General features: G+C 26.7%; 17 protein-coding genes. 2 read left to right on the forward strand and 15 right to left on the reverse strand.

Annotated elements, in window-relative coordinates; genetic code table 11:
* Positions 1-9 precede the first annotated feature (9 nt).
* The 9 genes from ACQPUY_RS15190 to ACQPUY_RS15230 form a co-directional block, all read right to left on the reverse strand.
* Entirely contained in the window at positions 10-1,299 is a 1,290-nt protein-coding gene (locus ACQPUY_RS15190) for a glycosyltransferase family 4 protein (RefSeq protein WP_430842455.1), read from the reverse strand.
* A 15-nt stretch (positions 1,300-1,314) separates the two neighbouring features.
* Positions 1,315-2,247, reverse strand: coding sequence for a GDP-L-fucose synthase (gene fcl / locus ACQPUY_RS15195; RefSeq protein WP_430842457.1), 933 nt, complete (start codon positions 2,245-2,247; stop codon positions 1,315-1,317).
* Positions 2,248-2,262: 15 nt separating this feature from the next.
* A complete protein-coding gene (gene gmd, locus ACQPUY_RS15200; protein WP_430842458.1) occupies positions 2,263-3,348 on the reverse strand; it encodes a GDP-mannose 4,6-dehydratase in 1,086 nt (361 codons plus the stop codon).
* Positions 3,349-3,374: 26 nt separating this feature from the next.
* Entirely contained in the window at positions 3,375-4,421 is a 1,047-nt protein-coding gene (locus ACQPUY_RS15205; RefSeq protein ID WP_430842460.1) for a mannose-1-phosphate guanylyltransferase, read from the reverse strand.
* Positions 4,422-4,436: 15 nt separating this feature from the next.
* Positions 4,437-5,099 carry a sugar transferase gene (locus ACQPUY_RS15210; RefSeq protein ID WP_430842462.1) on the reverse strand — a complete coding sequence of 221 codons (663 nt, stop codon included), beginning with the start codon at positions 5,097-5,099 and terminating at the stop codon, positions 4,437-4,439.
* Positions 5,100-5,121: 22 nt separating this feature from the next.
* A complete protein-coding gene (locus tag ACQPUY_RS15215; RefSeq protein ID WP_430842464.1) occupies positions 5,122-5,898 on the reverse strand; it encodes a tyrosine-protein phosphatase in 777 nt (258 codons plus the stop codon).
* 55 nt (positions 5,899-5,953) lie between these two features.
* Complete coding sequence (locus ACQPUY_RS15220) at positions 5,954-6,619, reverse strand: CpsD/CapB family tyrosine-protein kinase (RefSeq protein ID WP_430842466.1); 666 nt, start codon at positions 6,617-6,619, stop codon at positions 5,954-5,956.
* A 9-nt stretch (positions 6,620-6,628) separates the two neighbouring features.
* Positions 6,629-7,306 carry a YveK family protein gene (locus ACQPUY_RS15225; RefSeq protein ID WP_430842468.1) on the reverse strand — a complete coding sequence of 226 codons (678 nt, stop codon included), beginning with the start codon at positions 7,304-7,306 and terminating at the stop codon, positions 6,629-6,631.
* A gap of 327 nt (positions 7,307-7,633) precedes the next feature.
* Positions 7,634-8,341, reverse strand: a complete 708-nt coding sequence (locus ACQPUY_RS15230; protein ID WP_430842470.1) for a CpsB/CapC family capsule biosynthesis tyrosine phosphatase — start codon at positions 8,339-8,341, stop codon at positions 7,634-7,636.
* A 352-nt stretch (positions 8,342-8,693) separates the two neighbouring features.
* On the opposite strand from ACQPUY_RS15230, the gene ACQPUY_RS15235 reads away from it, so the two are divergent.
* The gene (locus ACQPUY_RS15235; RefSeq protein ID WP_430842472.1) at positions 8,694-9,260 is read left to right on the forward strand and encodes a sigma-70 family RNA polymerase sigma factor; all 567 of its coding nucleotides are present in this window, start codon (positions 8,694-8,696) and stop codon (positions 9,258-9,260) included.
* A 145-nt stretch (positions 9,261-9,405) separates the two neighbouring features.
* On the opposite strand, the gene ACQPUY_RS15240 is transcribed toward ACQPUY_RS15235, so the two are convergent.
* On the reverse strand, positions 9,406-9,963 hold the full coding sequence (locus tag ACQPUY_RS15240) for a sigma-70 family RNA polymerase sigma factor (protein WP_430842475.1): 558 nt from the start codon (positions 9,961-9,963) through the stop codon (positions 9,406-9,408).
* Positions 9,964-10,198: 235 nt separating this feature from the next.
* Here ACQPUY_RS15240 and ACQPUY_RS15245 point away from each other — a divergent pair, with 235 nt between their 5' ends.
* Positions 10,199-11,047, forward strand: a complete 849-nt coding sequence (locus ACQPUY_RS15245) for a Cof-type HAD-IIB family hydrolase (protein WP_430842477.1) — start codon at positions 10,199-10,201, stop codon at positions 11,045-11,047.
* Between the two features lie 114 nt (positions 11,048-11,161).
* Here the strand turns inward: ACQPUY_RS15245 and ACQPUY_RS15250 are convergent, their stop codons facing one another.
* The 5 genes from ACQPUY_RS15250 to ACQPUY_RS15270 all read right to left on the reverse strand — a co-directional run bounded on the left by ACQPUY_RS15250 (position 11,162) and on the right by ACQPUY_RS15270 (position 16,753).
* Positions 11,162-12,100, reverse strand: coding sequence for a glycosyltransferase family 2 protein (locus ACQPUY_RS15250; RefSeq protein WP_430842479.1), 939 nt, complete (start codon positions 12,098-12,100; stop codon positions 11,162-11,164).
* Complete coding sequence (locus ACQPUY_RS15255) at positions 12,097-14,538, reverse strand: YfhO family protein (protein ID WP_430842481.1); 2,442 nt, start codon at positions 14,536-14,538, stop codon at positions 12,097-12,099. The genes ACQPUY_RS15250 and ACQPUY_RS15255 overlap by 4 nt, the downstream gene beginning before the upstream one ends.
* 24 nt (positions 14,539-14,562) lie before the next feature.
* Entirely contained in the window at positions 14,563-14,940 is a 378-nt protein-coding gene (locus ACQPUY_RS15260; protein ID WP_430842483.1) for a GtrA family protein, read from the reverse strand.
* Between the two features lie 132 nt (positions 14,941-15,072).
* Complete coding sequence (locus ACQPUY_RS15265; RefSeq protein WP_430842485.1) at positions 15,073-16,017, reverse strand: DapH/DapD/GlmU-related protein; 945 nt, start codon at positions 16,015-16,017, stop codon at positions 15,073-15,075.
* Entirely contained in the window at positions 16,007-16,753 is a 747-nt protein-coding gene (locus ACQPUY_RS15270) for a hypothetical protein (RefSeq protein WP_430842487.1), read from the reverse strand. Before ACQPUY_RS15270 ends, ACQPUY_RS15265 begins: the two co-directional genes overlap by 11 nt.
* Positions 16,754-16,818: the final 65 nt, after the last annotated feature.

The following is a 16,818-nucleotide window of genomic DNA, read 5'->3' on the forward strand; positions in this document are numbered from 1 at the left end:
TGCTCTCACCTAAATACTTACTCTTTCATCATTATTTGTTTCTATTATAAGTTTATCTTCACAAAGAATTTCTCTACTATATTTCTCAATAGCAACATTCTTCCTTATAAACTTATCAATATATTTATTCCCGTTAATTCCAAGTTTCTTATAACTATCAATATTATTAACTAATTGATTTAATTTTTCATAAATATTCTCATATTGGCTTGGTTCGATACAAATTCCACATCCACATTCTTCAATTATTAGTCTTGCTTCTGAGCCTTCTTCTAAAACACCAAGTACAGTTTTTCCTGCAGCCATAACTCCATAAAGCTTACTTGGTACAGAAACTCCCTTTATCCCCTTTGCATTAACTACCCAATGGATATCTCCTGCATTTAAGGAGTAAATCAAATCTTCTTTAAGCTGATATGGAATAAACTTAACATTTGTTAAGTTATTTTCTTTTACATAATTTACAAGTTTTTGTTTTACAGTTCCTTCTCCAATAAAAGCAAATACAACATCTTCTCTTTCTTTAAATCTTCCTATTACCTTAATAATATTTTCTAAATCATAATAAAGCCCAATATTACCTGAATACATTATTACAGTTTTATTTCCTAATCCGTATTTCATCTTAAATTCTAATACTTTTTTATTATCTTTCGGTAATGGATATATTTCTTTTTCGTCTATCCAATTATTAATAAATGTATTAGTTGGAACCTTCTTATTTTTAAATCTAGTTTTTAATGTTTCTTGCATGTCTCTTCCAACAACAATTACTTTACTTGATAATCTACAAGATAATTTATCTAACCACATTACCAAATTAAGTAGTAATTTATTTTTAGAATATCCGACTGCCATTGTTTGCTCTGGATTAAAATCTTGGATATTGTATATAAACTTTGCGTGTTTTATGTATTTTCCTATTACTCCTAATAACCCTCCTAAAATTGGAGGTTGAGAAATTGAAAAAACATAATCTTGCTTACCACTTTTAAATGTAGCCAATATTGCTCTAAAGAAGTAAGCTAATAAGTTTAATATTCTACTTTTTTTATTAGATTTACTAAACTCTGGTACTCTAACCCTTATTACTTTTATTCCATTAATCTCTTCATAATAGTACTTTTTCTCTTTATACTTGTTCTCTATTTTTCCAGTATAACTTGGCACTACACAAATTACAGTTATATCAAAGTCTTTCTTTATTCCTTCACATAACTCTTTTAATATTTGCCCAGTTGAAGCTACATCTGGATAATAGTAATGCGCATAAACTAACAGGCGCTTTTTTTTCTCCATTTTATTCCCCTTACTTTATATTTCTACATTTTCCATAAACCATTTATATGCTTCTTTTATTCCATCCTTTAATTCCATCTTATATTTCCAACCTACTTTTTCTAATCTGCTTACATCTAGAAGTTTTCTTGGAGTTCCATCTGGTTTTGTGCTATCCCAAACTATTTCTCCTTCATAGCCTACAACTTCTTTTATTAGTTCTGCTAAGCCTTTTATAGTTATTTCTTTTCCTGTTCCTATATTAAAGAAGTCATTTCCTTCATAGTTTTCCATTAAGTAAATACATGCATCTGCCATATCTTCTGAGTATAAGAATTCTCTTAGTGGTGTACCACTTCCCCATACTACAACTTCTTTAGCATTATTTACTTTTGCTTCATGGAATCTTCTTATAAGTGCTGGCATTACATGAGAATTTTCTGGATGAAAATTATCATATGGTCCATAAAGATTTGTTGGCATTACACTTATATAGTTTGTTCCATATTGCTTATTAAAAAACTCACACATTTTAAGCCCTGATATTTTTGCTAAGGCATAGGCTTCATTAGTTTCTTCTAAATATCCTGAAAGTAAATACTCTTCCTTTATTGGCTGTGGGCACATTTTAGGATAGATACAAGAGCTTCCTAAAAACATAAGCTTCTTAACTCCGTACTTATGTGCATTTCCTATAACATTATTTTGTATTTGTAAGTTTTGGTATATAAAATCTGCAGGATAAGTTGAATTTGCATATATCCCTCCAACCTTTGCAGCCGCTAAAAACACATACTCTGGCTTTTCTTCTTTAAAGAAGTTCTCAACTGCCATTGAATCCATAAGATCTAATTCATTATGAGTTTTTCCTATAATATTTGTATATCCTTTTTTTTGTAATTCTCTAACTATAGCCGAACCTACAAGACCTCTATGTCCAGCAACATAAATTTTACCGTTATTTTCCATACTTTCACCTTCTTATTATTTTGTAGCTGCTACTTCTTCTTGAGATATAAATTCTTTAGATCCAGCTCCTGCTATTTCCTTCATATCTTCATCTACCATCATTGAAACTAACCCTTTAAAGCTTACTTTTCTTTCCCAACCTAATTCTTTTTCAGCTTTTCTTGAATCTCCCCATAGAAGTTCAACTTCTGCTGGTCTAAAGTATCTAGGATTTACATCTACTAATAATCTACCAGTAGCTTTATCATATCCTTTTTCATCTACTCCAGTATCCTTCCATTCTATTTCTATTCCAACTTCTTCAAAAGCAAGTTCAACAAATTTTCTTACAGTATGAGTTTCATTAGTTGCAAGTACATAGTCTTGAGGTTTATCTTGTTGAAGGATTAGCCACATTCCATATACATAATCTCCTGCGAATCCCCAATCTCTCTTTGCATCCATATTTCCTAGAGATAATTTTTCTTGCTTTCCTGCCATTATTGACGCAACTGCTCTAGTTATTTTTCTAGTAACGAAGGTTTCCCCTCTTCTTGGTGATTCATGATTAAATAAAATTCCATTACATGCAAATAAATCATAACTTTCTCTATAGTTTACTGTTATCCAATAGGAATAAAGTTTTGCAACCCCATATGGACTCTTAGGATAAAATGGAGTTTTTTCACTTTGTGGTGCAGTATCAGGAAGTCCACCAAATAATTCTGATGTAGAAGCTTGATAGAATTTACATTTAATCCCTGTTTCTCTTATTGCATCTAAAAGTCTTAATGTACCAACTCCTGTTGCTTCTGCAGTATATTCTGGTACTTCAAAAGATACAGCAACATGAGATTGTGCTGCTAAATTATATATTTCTGTAGGTTTTATTTTTTCTATTAATCTATTTAAATTAGATGAATCTGTTAAATCTCCATAGTGTAGAAATAAATTCTTATTTCCTATTTCAGTATTTTCAAATAAGTGATCTATTCTTGAAGTACTAATACTTGAATGTCTTCTAATTATTCCATGTACCTCATATCCCTTTTCTAATAATAACTCCGCTAAATATGATCCATCTTGACCTGTTATTCCCGTAATTAAAGCAACTTTTTTCATTATTAAATCCTCCATTTTATACCCTTTTAAATTATATTTTTTAATTCTTTAACATTAATTACATTAGACTTTTGTCCAATTATTATTTTCCCATCATTTTCAATTACATATATATCACTTAGTCCTTCCACTATCACTCTGTGATTTGAAGAAACTAATAAATTGTTATTTCCCTTAAGACTTGTAACATGTCCTATAACTACATTTCCAAGCTCATCTTTTTCAGTATATCTTTCAATTGCTTCCCAGCTTCCAATATCATCCCAACCAAAATTACTTGGAATTACATATATTTCTTTAGACTTTTCTAAAACTGAATAATCTATTGAAATGGCTTCAGTATTTATATATTCTCTATTTATTAAAGATTGTAATTTTTCTTCCTCTACATCTTGAATATTATGAAGAGATTCAAAAGTACTAGGCGAATATTTACTTATTTCAGTTAAAATATTATCTACTGTCCAAATAAACATTCCACCATTCCATAAGTAATTGCCACTTAAAACATATTCCTTAGCTAATTCTTTATTTGGCTTTTCAACAAACTTTTCTACTTTAACAACTTCGCTTTTAATCGATTTATTTCTTTCTTCACTGCACTTAATATACCCATAACCTGTTTCTGCTCTAGTTGGCTCCATTCCTAAAGTTATAATTGCATTATTATTATTTTCTATAAAATTATCAGACTCTAAAATTATTCTCCTAAACTCTTCTTCATCATTAATTAAATGATCTGATGGTAATACTACCATTGTTAAATCTTTATAATACCTATTAATTACAAGAGCAGATAAGGCAATACATGGAGTTGTATTTCTTCCTTCTGGTTCAACAATAATATTTCTATTTGGTAGTTCTGGAAGCTGCTTTTTAACTAAGTCCACATACATTTCTCCAGTGCATATAAATATTCTTTCTAATGGAATAATTGGTTTTATTCTATTAACTGTCATTTGTATCATAGTTTCACTGCCTATTAAATTTAAAAATTGCTTAGGTTTTTCTTCAGTTGATAATGGCCAAAAACGTGTCCCTTTACCTCCAGCCATAATTAAAGCACATAACATTCTCATTCCCCCTATCTAACATGCATTTTTATCACCCAATAATACAAAGAATGTTTTAAATATAAGTTTTAAATCTAATAAGAAGCTTCTATCTTCTACATACTGTAAATCTAGCTTCATCCAATCTTCAAAATCTATATTATTTCTTCCTGAAACCTGCCAGTAACATGTAAGTCCCGGCTTTACCCTTAGCCTATCTAGCATCCAAGGCTCAAATTTTTCTACTTCCTTTGGAAGACTTGGTCTTGGACCTACTAAACTCATATCTCCCTTTAATACATTTATTAATTGTGGAAGTTCATCTATACTGGTTTTTCTTATAAACCTACCTACTTTAGTAACCCTAGGATCATCCTTCATTTTAAACATTGGACCAGACATTTCATTTTGTTTTGCTAACTTTACTTTTAATTTTTCTGCATTTACCACCATAGATCTAAATTTAAACATCTTAAATTCATCTCCATTTAGGCCTACTCTTTTTTGTGAAAATACTACTGGTCCCTTAGATTCTAGCTTTATTAAAATAGCCACAATTAGTAGTACTGGACTTAAAACTATTAGCCCTAATAACGAGCAAATTAAATCTAGTAACCTTTTTAAAAATTTATATATAATACCTTCATCTTTAGTTACGACCTCAAAGTCAACTTTTTCATCTACTTGAAGTCTTTCCATAATATTACCCCCTTTAAATTAGTTATTGAAACTTACTAAACATACCTAATAGCCCCTTTTTCTCTTTTATTAAATTTCCTATAAATTTAATTTCCTCATTGTTTATAAGCTCTTCCCCTGATGCCTTTAAATAATTAAAGTAGTTATTATCCATAGTTTTTAAAGCTTCTATCCCTACCCTCATGTTTGGATTTCTCTTTTCATCCCTATGAGCATCTGAACCAAAAAAGCTGTAAATTTTATTTTTCAAGAAAATTTCTGCTGTTTTTTTAACGTCTTTCCCAAAGTCTCCTGTAATACTTCCCATATTTAGCTGAAAAAGAAAACCCTCTTTAATAAATTTATTTATCAAAGAAGGTTTTTTTATAAATATATGATATCTTTCTGGATGTGCAATAACAGGCACAATACCCTTAAGCTGTATCTCATATAAAACGTCAATTACTTCTTTAATTGAAAAGTCTCTCATATTAAACTCAATTAGCATATATCTAGATTCATTAATAGTTCCTATAAGTTTATTTTCAAAATATTCTAACATTTTTTCGTTAAAATAAACCTCTTGACCACAATAAATTTCAATATGGACTCCATTGTCCTTAGCTAAAAGACTTACTGCTTTTGCCTTTTCTCTTACTTCATTTATAGGCACCTCATAGTACCCTGTGAAATAGTGAGGTGTAAGTACTAGCTTACTAGTCCCCCCCTCTACCGCTTGCCTTAACATATTTACTGTCATTTCTCTTGATTTAGAACCATCATCAATATTCCAAATTAAATGAGAATGCAAATCAACCATCAATCCACCTCTTTTATAATTGATAATGGATTTATACATTATCAATTGAAGTTATTTAGCTTGTTAAACTATTTTCTTCATAGTAATAGTAGTATTTATTTCTACTTGCTTCTACTCCATTTAAAACTGTTCCAATTATATTTGCATTAACCTTCTTTAAAAGATTTAATGCATTTTCAACTGAATCTTTCTTGGTCTTTTCTGATCTAACTACTAATATAGTGCCATCAGCTTTAGTAGAAAGAATTTGTGAATCTGTAACAGCTTGTACTGGTGGAGTATCTAATATTATATAATCAAAGCTTTCTTTAAGTGTTTCTAATAATTTTCCCATAGTTTTTGATGAAAGCATTTCTGATGGATTAGGTGGTATTTTACCTGAAGGTAATACTACTAAATTTTTATTATACTTATGGGCAGCCTTAGTTAAATCAGCCTTTCCTACTATTACATCTGATAATCCAACTAAGTTTGATATTCTAAACTCTTTATGTAAACTTGGTTTTCTTAAATCACAATCTATTAATATAACTTTCTTATCACCTTGAGCCATACATAAGGCTAAGTTCCCAGCTGTTGTTGTTTTTCCCTCTCCCTGCTCTGAACTAGTTACTACTATTACCTTATATTCCTTATCAAAGGATGAATATTGTATATTGGATCTTAAAGTTCTATAGCTTTCTGCAGCTATTGATTTAGGTTCTTTTTCAACTATAAACATAATTTCCTCCTATGATTCCTTTATTGTAGGTATTGATCCAATTACAGGAATATCTAATTCTCTCTCTAATTGATCCTTATTTTTAAAAGTATTATCTAAGAATTCTAATAAGAAAGCTAATCCAATGCCTACCATTAATCCTAATAAAAATGCAATTGCAATATTCATTTTCTTATTTGGACTAATAGGATTCTCTGGTAATTCTACAGCCTCTATAATTTGAATATTTCCATTTGGTACTAACTTTTTTGAAGTTTCTATAAATTCATCAGATACTTTTTCAATAACAGCCTTTGCTTCTTTTGGACTAGTACTTGTATATTTAATTTGTAATATTTGTGTATCTGTAACTGTAGCTACAGTTAAATTATTAAGTACATCTTCTGCATCTAATTTAAGGCTAGTACCTTTTAAAGCTCTAGAAATTAAGTCTCTAGATTTAATAGTTTCAGAATAAGTTTTCATAAGCTGTTGATACATAAGCACATCGCTTTGACTATAGCTCTGATTTTCACTTTCATCTTTTCCTATAAAAACCTTAGTACTTGCTTCATACTTAGGCTTAATAATAAAAAAACTAAATGCTGCTGAAATTATAGTTGCTATTAATGTAATTGATACTATCATTAGCCATCTTTTCTTTAATGCTTCAAATAGCTCCTCTAATCTTATTACTTGTTCTTCCAATATTTTTCCTCCTACATAAATTTCGTCATTAATTTCAAATGTAAACAATATATATTAAAAATAGTATTTTAATAATTACTATGACATATTTTTATTGATTTTACCAATAATTACATATTTATTTAACACTTTCCTTTTGCCTTTTAAATTATATCACAATATATATCATTTTATTTTAAAAATTTTCTACATATTCCGATGTTTTCCACTTTTTTATCTGTAATTTATAATTATTTTTATAAATCTCCGTAAAAATGTTTATTTTTTTTGTATTTTTTGAATTTAATTCACTATTGTTCTCAAAGTACATAAGTTTCTTACAAATTTTTAACTAAATTGTTTTACTTTTTCTTTTTTAGATTTTGTACTTTTATTTAACTCATCACTTCTATTTAAAATATATAAAGACTTCTTACTTATATTTTCTATATCTTTAATTATATTTTCTTTCTTTGTTACCTCTTCATAACCAATAAAACTATATATATCCTTTTTCTTCAAGATCTTAGCTGTTTTTAAAACTTTTTTCCCATCTGCGCCATTAAAACTATTTATATCTAATTGAAATAAACACTTTTCATCTAATAGCTTGTTTATATTTTTATAATTATCTCTTATTTGTGGTATTTTTTCAGGTGCTACTATTATAGGCACATACTCCCTTAAAGTAAGCTCATATATAATTTCTAATAATTCATTTAATGAATTACTTTCTTCAACCTTTAATAAAATATAATTACTTTCATTAATAGTTCCTAATTTCCCATCTAAAAAATCCTTAATGTTATCAAAGTTATCTCTTAATAAACTAGCAGAGTATAACTTTAAGTCTATTTTATTTTCGTATAAATATTTATTTAAATCATCAACTATATTTTTAACTTCACTAATAGAACTTTTAGATTCTTCGTCAAAATAAGCTGGTGCAATAACCAATCTAGTAATTCCTAAATTAGTTGCTTCTTCAATTTTTTTCAATAAACTTATTATGTTAAATTCATTTTTCATTACCAAATCTCTCAAAATTAAATTCATAAACAATTCCCTCATCCCCCATTTAAATAATTATACCAATGACTATTATAGGATTATTTTTACAATAAACAAGAAATTTCATTTTACATTTTTCACCAAAAACCTCACTCTATTGAATTAACTTTACCAAACAATTAACATTATTGAATATATTAGCTATTATTTAATATTTATCTATCATTAGAATTACATCTTTAATTTCATTTATATTGAAATTAAATTCAGATTTAAAACTTTTAAATTTTTTACGTTTTTTTGTCTATGAATTTATTTAATAATTTTTTATTTTTTTTCTCAATTTCTACTTTTTGACGGTATTTACTTTATGAAAAGAAATTTAGGAGGTGGGTTCATGGAAAATTTAATTAGAAGAGCTAAAGATAATGATAACTCTGCAAAAGAAGAAATTATAAATATGTATTATCCATTAATCGTTAAAGAAAGTAAAAGGATATTTTTAAAAAATAGAACCTTTGAAGATATAGTTCAAATTGGAGCTATTAGCATTCTTAATGCTATAAGACTTTTTGATCTATCTAGAGGAATTGATAGCTTTAGTTCTTATGTACTTTGGAGTATAAAAAACGGTTTTATAAATATTATAAGATCAGAAGCTAAGTATAATGATGAGATAAGCCTAAATGTATATTGTAAAGATACTACTGATGTAGAAATTGTAGATAGCTTAATTGATGAAAACATAGATGTTGAAGATACAGCCATTACTTCTGCTTTTTATGATGCGATTTTATTTGCCTTAAATAAACTTGATAATGAAGAAAAAGAAATTATTAAGTTTTTATATATTGATAATGATATGGCTAACTTAAGTAAGTATGCAAGATCTATAAATAAAGATTATTATTATTGCTCCTGTTTAAAGAAAAGAGCCTTGGAAAAGCTTAGGAAGCTTTTCTAATTGATAATGCATAATTGATAATGCATTATTAAAGAAAAAACTCCTTTCGGAGTTTTAAAATTTAGAAACAGTAGTTTGTTTTACACAAAATAAACTACTGTTTTTTTGATAGATTAATTTGTAATTTAAAGTTTAGTACTACAATTTAGTTGTTAAGTAAAGTTTCTTTTAGTGTTTTAATAACCTTGTCTTTCATATATCTTGCTTTATGGTATTCTATATTTTTATCTTCGGAGTAAGATCTTAAGGTTTTATTTTCTATATATATTGCCTTAAGCATGCTTCTATCTTCTTCTTTTAGTAAGCTTATTGCCTTTTCTAATCTTTTCTTATTATCTTTTTTAATATAATCTTCTTGTATATCTACCTCCTTATCTATAATATCTTTAATATCTATAAAGTTTGCAATTTCTTTTGATTCTTTATCTTTATAGTAATGTTTAGTGGCTTTTTCTATTTCTTTATAAATAGAATTTCTTACAGCTTCCTTTACATAGCTTGGAAATGAGTCAATTAAGGTTATATCGAATTTATTAACTGCATTTATTACTCCTAAAGTTGCTAATTGCCTAATGTCCTCAAAGTCGTAACCATAAATATAAAAACTTATAACTGTTTTATTGATTAAAGGTTGAAATTTATTTAGTATTTCTTCCAAGGCGTTCTTATCACCTTGTTTTGCTTTTTTTATTAATTCTTCCATAAATTCTTTAGTAGGGACATTCCCTACCTACCCTCCCATTTATAATATTTATATTAAATACCTTTAATATATTTTTATTATACCAAACACATGTTCTTTATACCATTATTTTCTATCGCAATTTTTGACATATTCCATACTATTAATTGAGTTTTACTTTCAGTTATACTTTGTATTTTTCAACTTTTAAGATTATACTAGTTATAGTGATAATTTTTCTTTGGGAGGGATATGTTTGAAAAAGAATATAAAGTTAATATGTATAGATATGGACGGAACATTATTAAATAGTAAACATGAAGTAAGTGAAAGAAATAAAGAGGCTCTAAAAAAAGCAAAAGAACTTGGTGTAAATATTGCAATAGCTACTGGTAGATTATTTTGTTCTGCAAGATATTATTCTGATATTATAGGTGTAGATACTGCTGTTATAGCTTCAAATGGAGCTTATATAAAGACTAATTATGAAGATAAAGCTCTTTTAGAAAATCCTATGCCTAAGGATGTAGCTATTAAGATTTATAATATAGTAAAAAAATATGGTCTTTCTGTAAATTTTAATAGTTGGGATACTTTAATTAGAGAATATCCAGTTCCTGAAACTCATGCTTATTATGTTATGAATAAGGTTTTACCAGAAGAAAAACAAGTAAAATTTATAATAAATAGTGATAACTTTGTTAATGCTCTTGAAGCCTTTGAAGGGAACATATTAAAGGGAATAGTAATAGAAGAAAAAGAAAACAAAGATCATCTTTGGGCTGCAAAAAAAGAATTGAAGAGTATCTTTGGAGATAAGCTTCATATAGTTAGCTCTGGAAATGATAACTTTGAAGTTATGATTGGCTCTTCCTCAAAAGGAAATGCTGTAGCCCATTTAGCTAAAAGCTTAAATTTATCACCAGAAGAAGTTATGTGTATAGGTGATTCAGAAAACGACTTATCTATGATTAATTTTGCAGGAGTTGGAGTTGCCATGGGTAATGGATTAGACTTACTAAAGAATGCTGCTGATTATATAACTGATACTAATAATAATGATGGAGTGGCAAGGGCTATTGAGCACTTTGTTCTCAATGGGTAATGCATAATGGATAATGCATAATTATGGATGTAATTTGTTCCAAATTATAGAAAAATAAAAACTCCCCAAAGGGAGTTTTTTCATTAATTTTCAATTATTATACTATTATTTTTATTAGTCTTCATTTTGTTTATTTGTTTCTTTAATTATATAATTTGGTCTTCCTTTTACCTGAATATATGTCCTAGCTAAATACTCTCCTATTATTCCTATGGCAACTAACTGAATTCCTCCAAGAAATGTTATTAAACAAATTGTAGATGCATATCCCGGAAGGTCTTTTCCATATATTATAGTCTGTAAAAATGTTAATACAAAATATAGAAAGCTTAATACTGATATCACTCCACCTATAATTGATGATATTCTTAAAGGAGTAGTTGAAAATGATACTATTCCTTCTATTGCATATTTAAATAAACCTAAATAAGACCATTTAGTTTCTCCAAGAACTCTATCTTCACTTATATATTCTAACCAATATGTATCATAACCTACCCACTCGAATATTCCTTTACTAAATCTATGGTATTCACTTAATTCTAAAACTGAATTTATCATTTGTCTTGACATCATTCTAAAATCAGTTGCACCTTCAATTATTGGTATATCTGAAATCTTATTTAAAAATTTAAAGAATAGTTTTGAAAATAAACTTCTAAATTTAGATTCTCCATGTCTATCAACTCTTTTCGTTGCTACTGAATCATACCCTTCTTCAATTTTTTCTAACATATCTACTATAAGTCTTGGTGGATGTTGAAGATCTGCATCCATTAATACCGCATAATCTCCTTCTGAATTTCTAAGCCCAGCAAGTATTGCCGCTTCCTTTCCAAAATTTCTTGAAAATGAATAATACTTGATATCATTATTTTTTCTTGAGAGTTCTCTAATAGTTTGAAGTGTATTATCTTTACTTCCATCATTAACAAGAATATATTCAAATTCATAATTTTCTATTTTATTTGTTATCTTAGTTGCTTCAGTATAAAATAATTCAATCATTTTCCCTTCATTGTAACAAGGAACTATTATACTAACCTTCTTCAATTTTCCACCTCTTTTTTTATATTTAAGTATTTCTTTAAATATATTTTGTATAAAATTATTAAGATTAATGTCGAGAGAGAAATTAAAACTCCTATTCCTTTATAATAAAAATTATAATTCATTTCTAAATTATGTTCTCCCGCTTCAACATATATAGCTATAAGTCCTCCATTTACTATGGTTGGTTTAACTTCTTCTCCATCAACCTTTATATTCCAATACTTATCTTCTATTACAGGAAGAACTATATATCCCTCACTTTTAGTATTGAAAGTAGATTTTAAACCTTTTTTATCTTTTATAAGATTATCTACATCTACGTAGTTCATATTTTTTATAGACTCTTCTATATAATTTTCTTTAATACAAAATAACTCTACTGCCCCTATATATTTTTCATCTATAGTTAAAACATCCCCATAATTTAATTTTCCAATATAAAGTTCATTGTAATCTAAATTATCAATATTAATATTAGTGAAGCTTGAATCTTCTCCTATATTACTTCCATTTACTATGAATGGAATATAATCAATTTTATATTGTTTTTTACTTATTACATAATATTCTCCATTTTCCTGTATAAAAGTATCTGATTGTTCAATTGGATAAATAGCATAATTGTTGCTTAAACTTTCATCTAATTGAATTTCTTCTCCATCCTCTTCTATTAATAAATTACTATATAAAAGTATATCTTTTTCTATCATAGATGCTGGAAATTTTCCTTTAATAATTGAATCACTATCAAAGAATTTAAATGGCTTATTTTTAACTTCAAATATATAGAAATTATAAGCTTTATCTATTAATTTTGAGTTATAATATGGACAATAATTATAGGATGAAACATAGTAGCTTGTTCCAATATATTGAGAAATTATATTTCTTCCCTTGAATTCTACTCTTACGTCGTTTTTTATGGTATTACTAAAAGCCTTACTAATATTCTTGTAATTTCCATTAACAAGGGAATGATATGCAGAAACCCCCTCTGCTTCATTTGCAAGATAAATATTTCTAGACATTTCTGTTCCTCTTATTTCAATCCTATTGTCTTCGCCATATTTATCCTCTATATATTTTAAGACATTTGAGTATTGTTCTCTTGTTTCATTTGAAATCTTTTTATTACTTTTCACCACAATTGAATACTGCTGAGCTACTTCTAATAATAAAAATAAACTTAATAAAATAGATAAAAACTTAAATTTTCTTTTTATTAATAATAAAGCACTTAAATAAATTACTACGAATATTAGGTTTATTATCTTTAATCCAACGCTTAAATCCTTATTAAAGAATATAAATAATAAACTTAATATAGAAATTATATTAAAAGAAACTACTATATTATTGTTTTTGCCTTTTTCTTTTATAAATAAGAATATATATATTGCTCCATATATATTTAAAAATAAATTATATCTAAAATCTCCTCCAACTGGTTTGTAAGTGAAATTTAATATGTAATTGAACCTTTCTATAAAAAGAGCCAGCATTATTATTCCAATATGAATAAAGTATAATTTATATTTTTTATTTTTACTAAAAATTAAAAATGAAATTAATACTGGAATTCCTATTAACGTAACGTATGTATTACTACTTTGATCTGTTGCCCCAATATAATTTTGAGTTAGAATTGAAAATATATTATATAGATTAATGCCAAAATTATTAGTTACTCCTGTTTCTTTAGCTGAAGATAACATAATTATTGCTGCTGGTAATAAAACAAAACTTGATAATAATACTCCTATTATTGATTTTTTTATCATTGTCCAAATAAATAAAAATATTTCCTTACAGTCATTTCTTAATACAATATATCTAATTAGTGAATAAATAGCTATATGTGGTACTAATAGAGCCGCTAGATAATAATCAGTTGAAATAAATAAAAATAAACTAATTATATATAGCTTACTATCTTCTTTATTTATAATTTTTTCTATTCCTAATAGAACTAGTGGTAAAAAAATAAAAGTATCTAACCACATTATTTGTATAGCTCCGTAGTTTAAAATGTAGTAACTAGCAGCATAAAAAATTGCTCCATACCATTTAAATTTATTTGATGTAACCTTTTTAAAATAAAGAGATGCAAAATAAATTAAAAATATGAACTTAATTGTTATAAAAATTGGAAGAGCTAATTCCATCTTCAATGATCTTAAAAATATTAATATTATGTTGAATGGACTCATTAAATAATATATTGCTAAAGCATACATATTATCTCCTAAAGCTATATTCCAATTGTAATTGTATCCAATTCCAAAAATACTTATATTATCTCTGTAATACTCTAAGAAATCTATTCCTTGATTATATAAATCTCCATATAAAATTCCGCCTTGAATTGAATAAATTATATAACTTAGACTAATGCCTATTATTATTGCAATTATAATATCTTTAAGATATTTCTTCAAAAATATCACACCTCCTATTTTTCTTTATTTAGATAAAGCCTTTCTTACTAATAAAAAATTTATTGGAATACTAATACTATAAACTAAAAATGGTGATAATGCCTTATGAATACCAATAAAATTAAATAAATTTAACAATATCATTTGTAACCCATAATTAAATCCATGAGCAAATAAGAATTTTACTCCCTTTTCTTTATTTGGGTTAGTTTTAAATGTAAAGTAATTTGATAATATAAAATTGAATATTAAGCTTATTATGTATCCTAAGGTAAAAGCTATATTAGTTCCAATAAAATTATAGCTAATTACATAAACTAAATATTGAATAAGTGTTGCTAATACACCTACTATTCCAAATCTAATTACTTCTCCTATTTGTTTTTTATTTAAGATTTTCAATTGAAATCCTCCACTTTCTTATTCTAATGCCTTTAAAACTAAAATCATATTTAATTATAACTTATTTTTTGTTTTTTTAACAATAATAAAGAGATGACTAAAATTTCTTATAATCACCTCCTTTTATGTTTATTATCTTATCATTTTTTCTTTAATCTTTTTAAATTTCTTTGCTTCTTCTAAAGGCTCAGCTGGAGCTCCAACCATAACCTCATTATCAGAAACAGACTTAGTTACAACTGCCCCCATTCCAATAGTTACATTATCACCAATTTTTATTCCATTTATAATTGAAGTATTAGGTGCTAGCCATACATTTTTTCCTATTATACAACTACCACTTATTTCTGCACAAGCTGTTATAATTGAATTTTCTCCTATTACAACATTATGTGCTACATGGACATGATCATCTACCTTGACATAATCTTCTAAAATTGTTGGATTAATAGTACCAGAACATACTGTAGTAATTGCACCAACCTCAACATTATTTCCAATTATTACCCCACCTAAATGAGGTATTCTAAAATTTTTTCCCTCATAGTCCTTATCAAAACCAAATCCATATCCACCTATAACACAGTTTTCTCTAATGATACAATTCTCACCTATTTTAACATTTCCCTTTATTTTGGCACCAGATAAAATCTTTGTTCCTTTTCCTATAGTAACATTTGGTCCTATAAAAACTCCTGGTTCTATTTTTACAGAAGGATCAATCTGTGAATTATATGCTATATATGATCCATTTGATTCTCTTAATTTATAATCATTCTCTTCTTTAGAAATTATATAATCAATAAGCTTTGCATACTCATATCTAGGATTCTTAACAAATACATATACATTATTATTATAGTTAATTTTATCTTTATACTCTTCTTTTAATAAAATAAATAAATCATTAAAAGTATTTATTTTATCTATTAGTTCATCATTATATTTATTAATAAATACTATTGTATTTTTCTTTATGTAACTTAATGTTGATACTCCTTGTATCTCAAATTCGTAATTTATATATACATCTTCATAATTTAACTCCTGTAATATTTCACAAGATTTAATTTTCATAATCAGTCTCCTCTAATACAATATTTTTCTTATCATAAATAGTAATATTATTAGATATATCATCACTCATTTTATTAAGTTTATACTGTAAAAATTCTTTTAATCTTTCTTGGTTAGTAAGAGTTCTATTCTTCCACCAAATAGGATGTGTTAGAAACTGAATTTTTTCAGCGCTATCTTTATTTAATTTACTACAAATACAGCCATTTCTCCACTGCCCTCTACTATCTGATAAATATAAAAAATCTTTAAAGAATTTATTAGAATAAGTATTTATATATTTACCACAGTTTAAATCACTATCAAGAATATAACTTGAAGGCCTATGAAAAGATACTGTCTTTATATCTATATCAAAATAAGTTTTTAGTATTTTACTCTCTTTATCTATATATGCTATTAACTCCTCTTTTGAATTACATTTATGTGAAGTTTCATCATAGTGTAAACCTATTTCATGTCCTCCATCAATTATCTCCTTTATTATATTCTTATATCTATTTTCGAAAATATTATAAAATGGAGAGCCAATCCATATAAAATATACTGCTTTCATCCCCAATTCTGATTCTATCTTAGAAATTTCTAAAGCTGCATCTAAATCTAAGTCCACATCATGTCTTATTATAATTTGTTTACCTTCAACATTCTCATCATAAAAAGTACTATTATAGCCATTTTCCCTTATTAATTCTAATATATTTCTATAATGTTCAAAAGAAAAGTCACACTTCATTCTAGTCATCCTCCATACCAAATTATTAGTTATTTAAATATATAATATTACAATCAAACTAATAC

It is taken from the genome of Clostridium nigeriense, from assembly GCF_050585245.1.
GTDB lineage: Bacteria > Bacillota > Clostridia > Clostridiales > Clostridiaceae > Clostridium > Clostridium nigeriense_A.

Coding starts and splice junctions, on each gene's coding strand:
- ACQPUY_RS15190 (WP_430842455.1), bottom strand. CDS start 1,299: ATGGAGAAAAAAAAGCGCCTGTTAGTTTATGCGCATTACTATTATCCA.
- ACQPUY_RS15215 (WP_430842464.1), bottom strand. CDS start 5,898: ATGGTTGATTTGCATTCTCATTTAATTTGGAATATTGATGATGGTTCT.
- ACQPUY_RS15240 (WP_430842475.1), bottom strand. CDS start 9,963: ATGGAAGAATTAATAAAAAAAGCAAAACAAGGTGATAAGAACGCCTTG.
- ACQPUY_RS15220 (WP_430842466.1), bottom strand. CDS start 6,619: ATGTTTATAGTTGAAAAAGAACCTAAATCAATAGCTGCAGAAAGCTAT.
- ACQPUY_RS15235 (WP_430842472.1), top strand. CDS start 8,694: ATGGAAAATTTAATTAGAAGAGCTAAAGATAATGATAACTCTGCAAAA.
- ACQPUY_RS15270 (WP_430842487.1), bottom strand. CDS start 16,753: ATGAAGTGTGACTTTTCTTTTGAACATTATAGAAATATATTAGAATTA.
- gmd (WP_430842458.1), bottom strand. CDS start 3,348: ATGAAAAAAGTTGCTTTAATTACGGGAATAACAGGTCAAGATGGATCA.
- fcl (WP_430842457.1), bottom strand. CDS start 2,247: ATGGAAAATAACGGTAAAATTTATGTTGCTGGACATAGAGGTCTTGTA.
- ACQPUY_RS15230 (WP_430842470.1), bottom strand. CDS start 8,341: ATGAATTTAATTTTGAGAGATTTGGTAATGAAAAATGAATTTAACATA.
- ACQPUY_RS15205 (WP_430842460.1), bottom strand. CDS start 4,421: ATGTTATGTGCTTTAATTATGGCTGGAGGTAAAGGGACACGTTTTTGG.
- ACQPUY_RS15210 (WP_430842462.1), bottom strand. CDS start 5,099: ATGGAAAGACTTCAAGTAGATGAAAAAGTTGACTTTGAGGTCGTAACT.
- ACQPUY_RS15265 (WP_430842485.1), bottom strand. CDS start 16,017: ATGAAAATTAAATCTTGTGAAATATTACAGGAGTTAAATTATGAAGAT.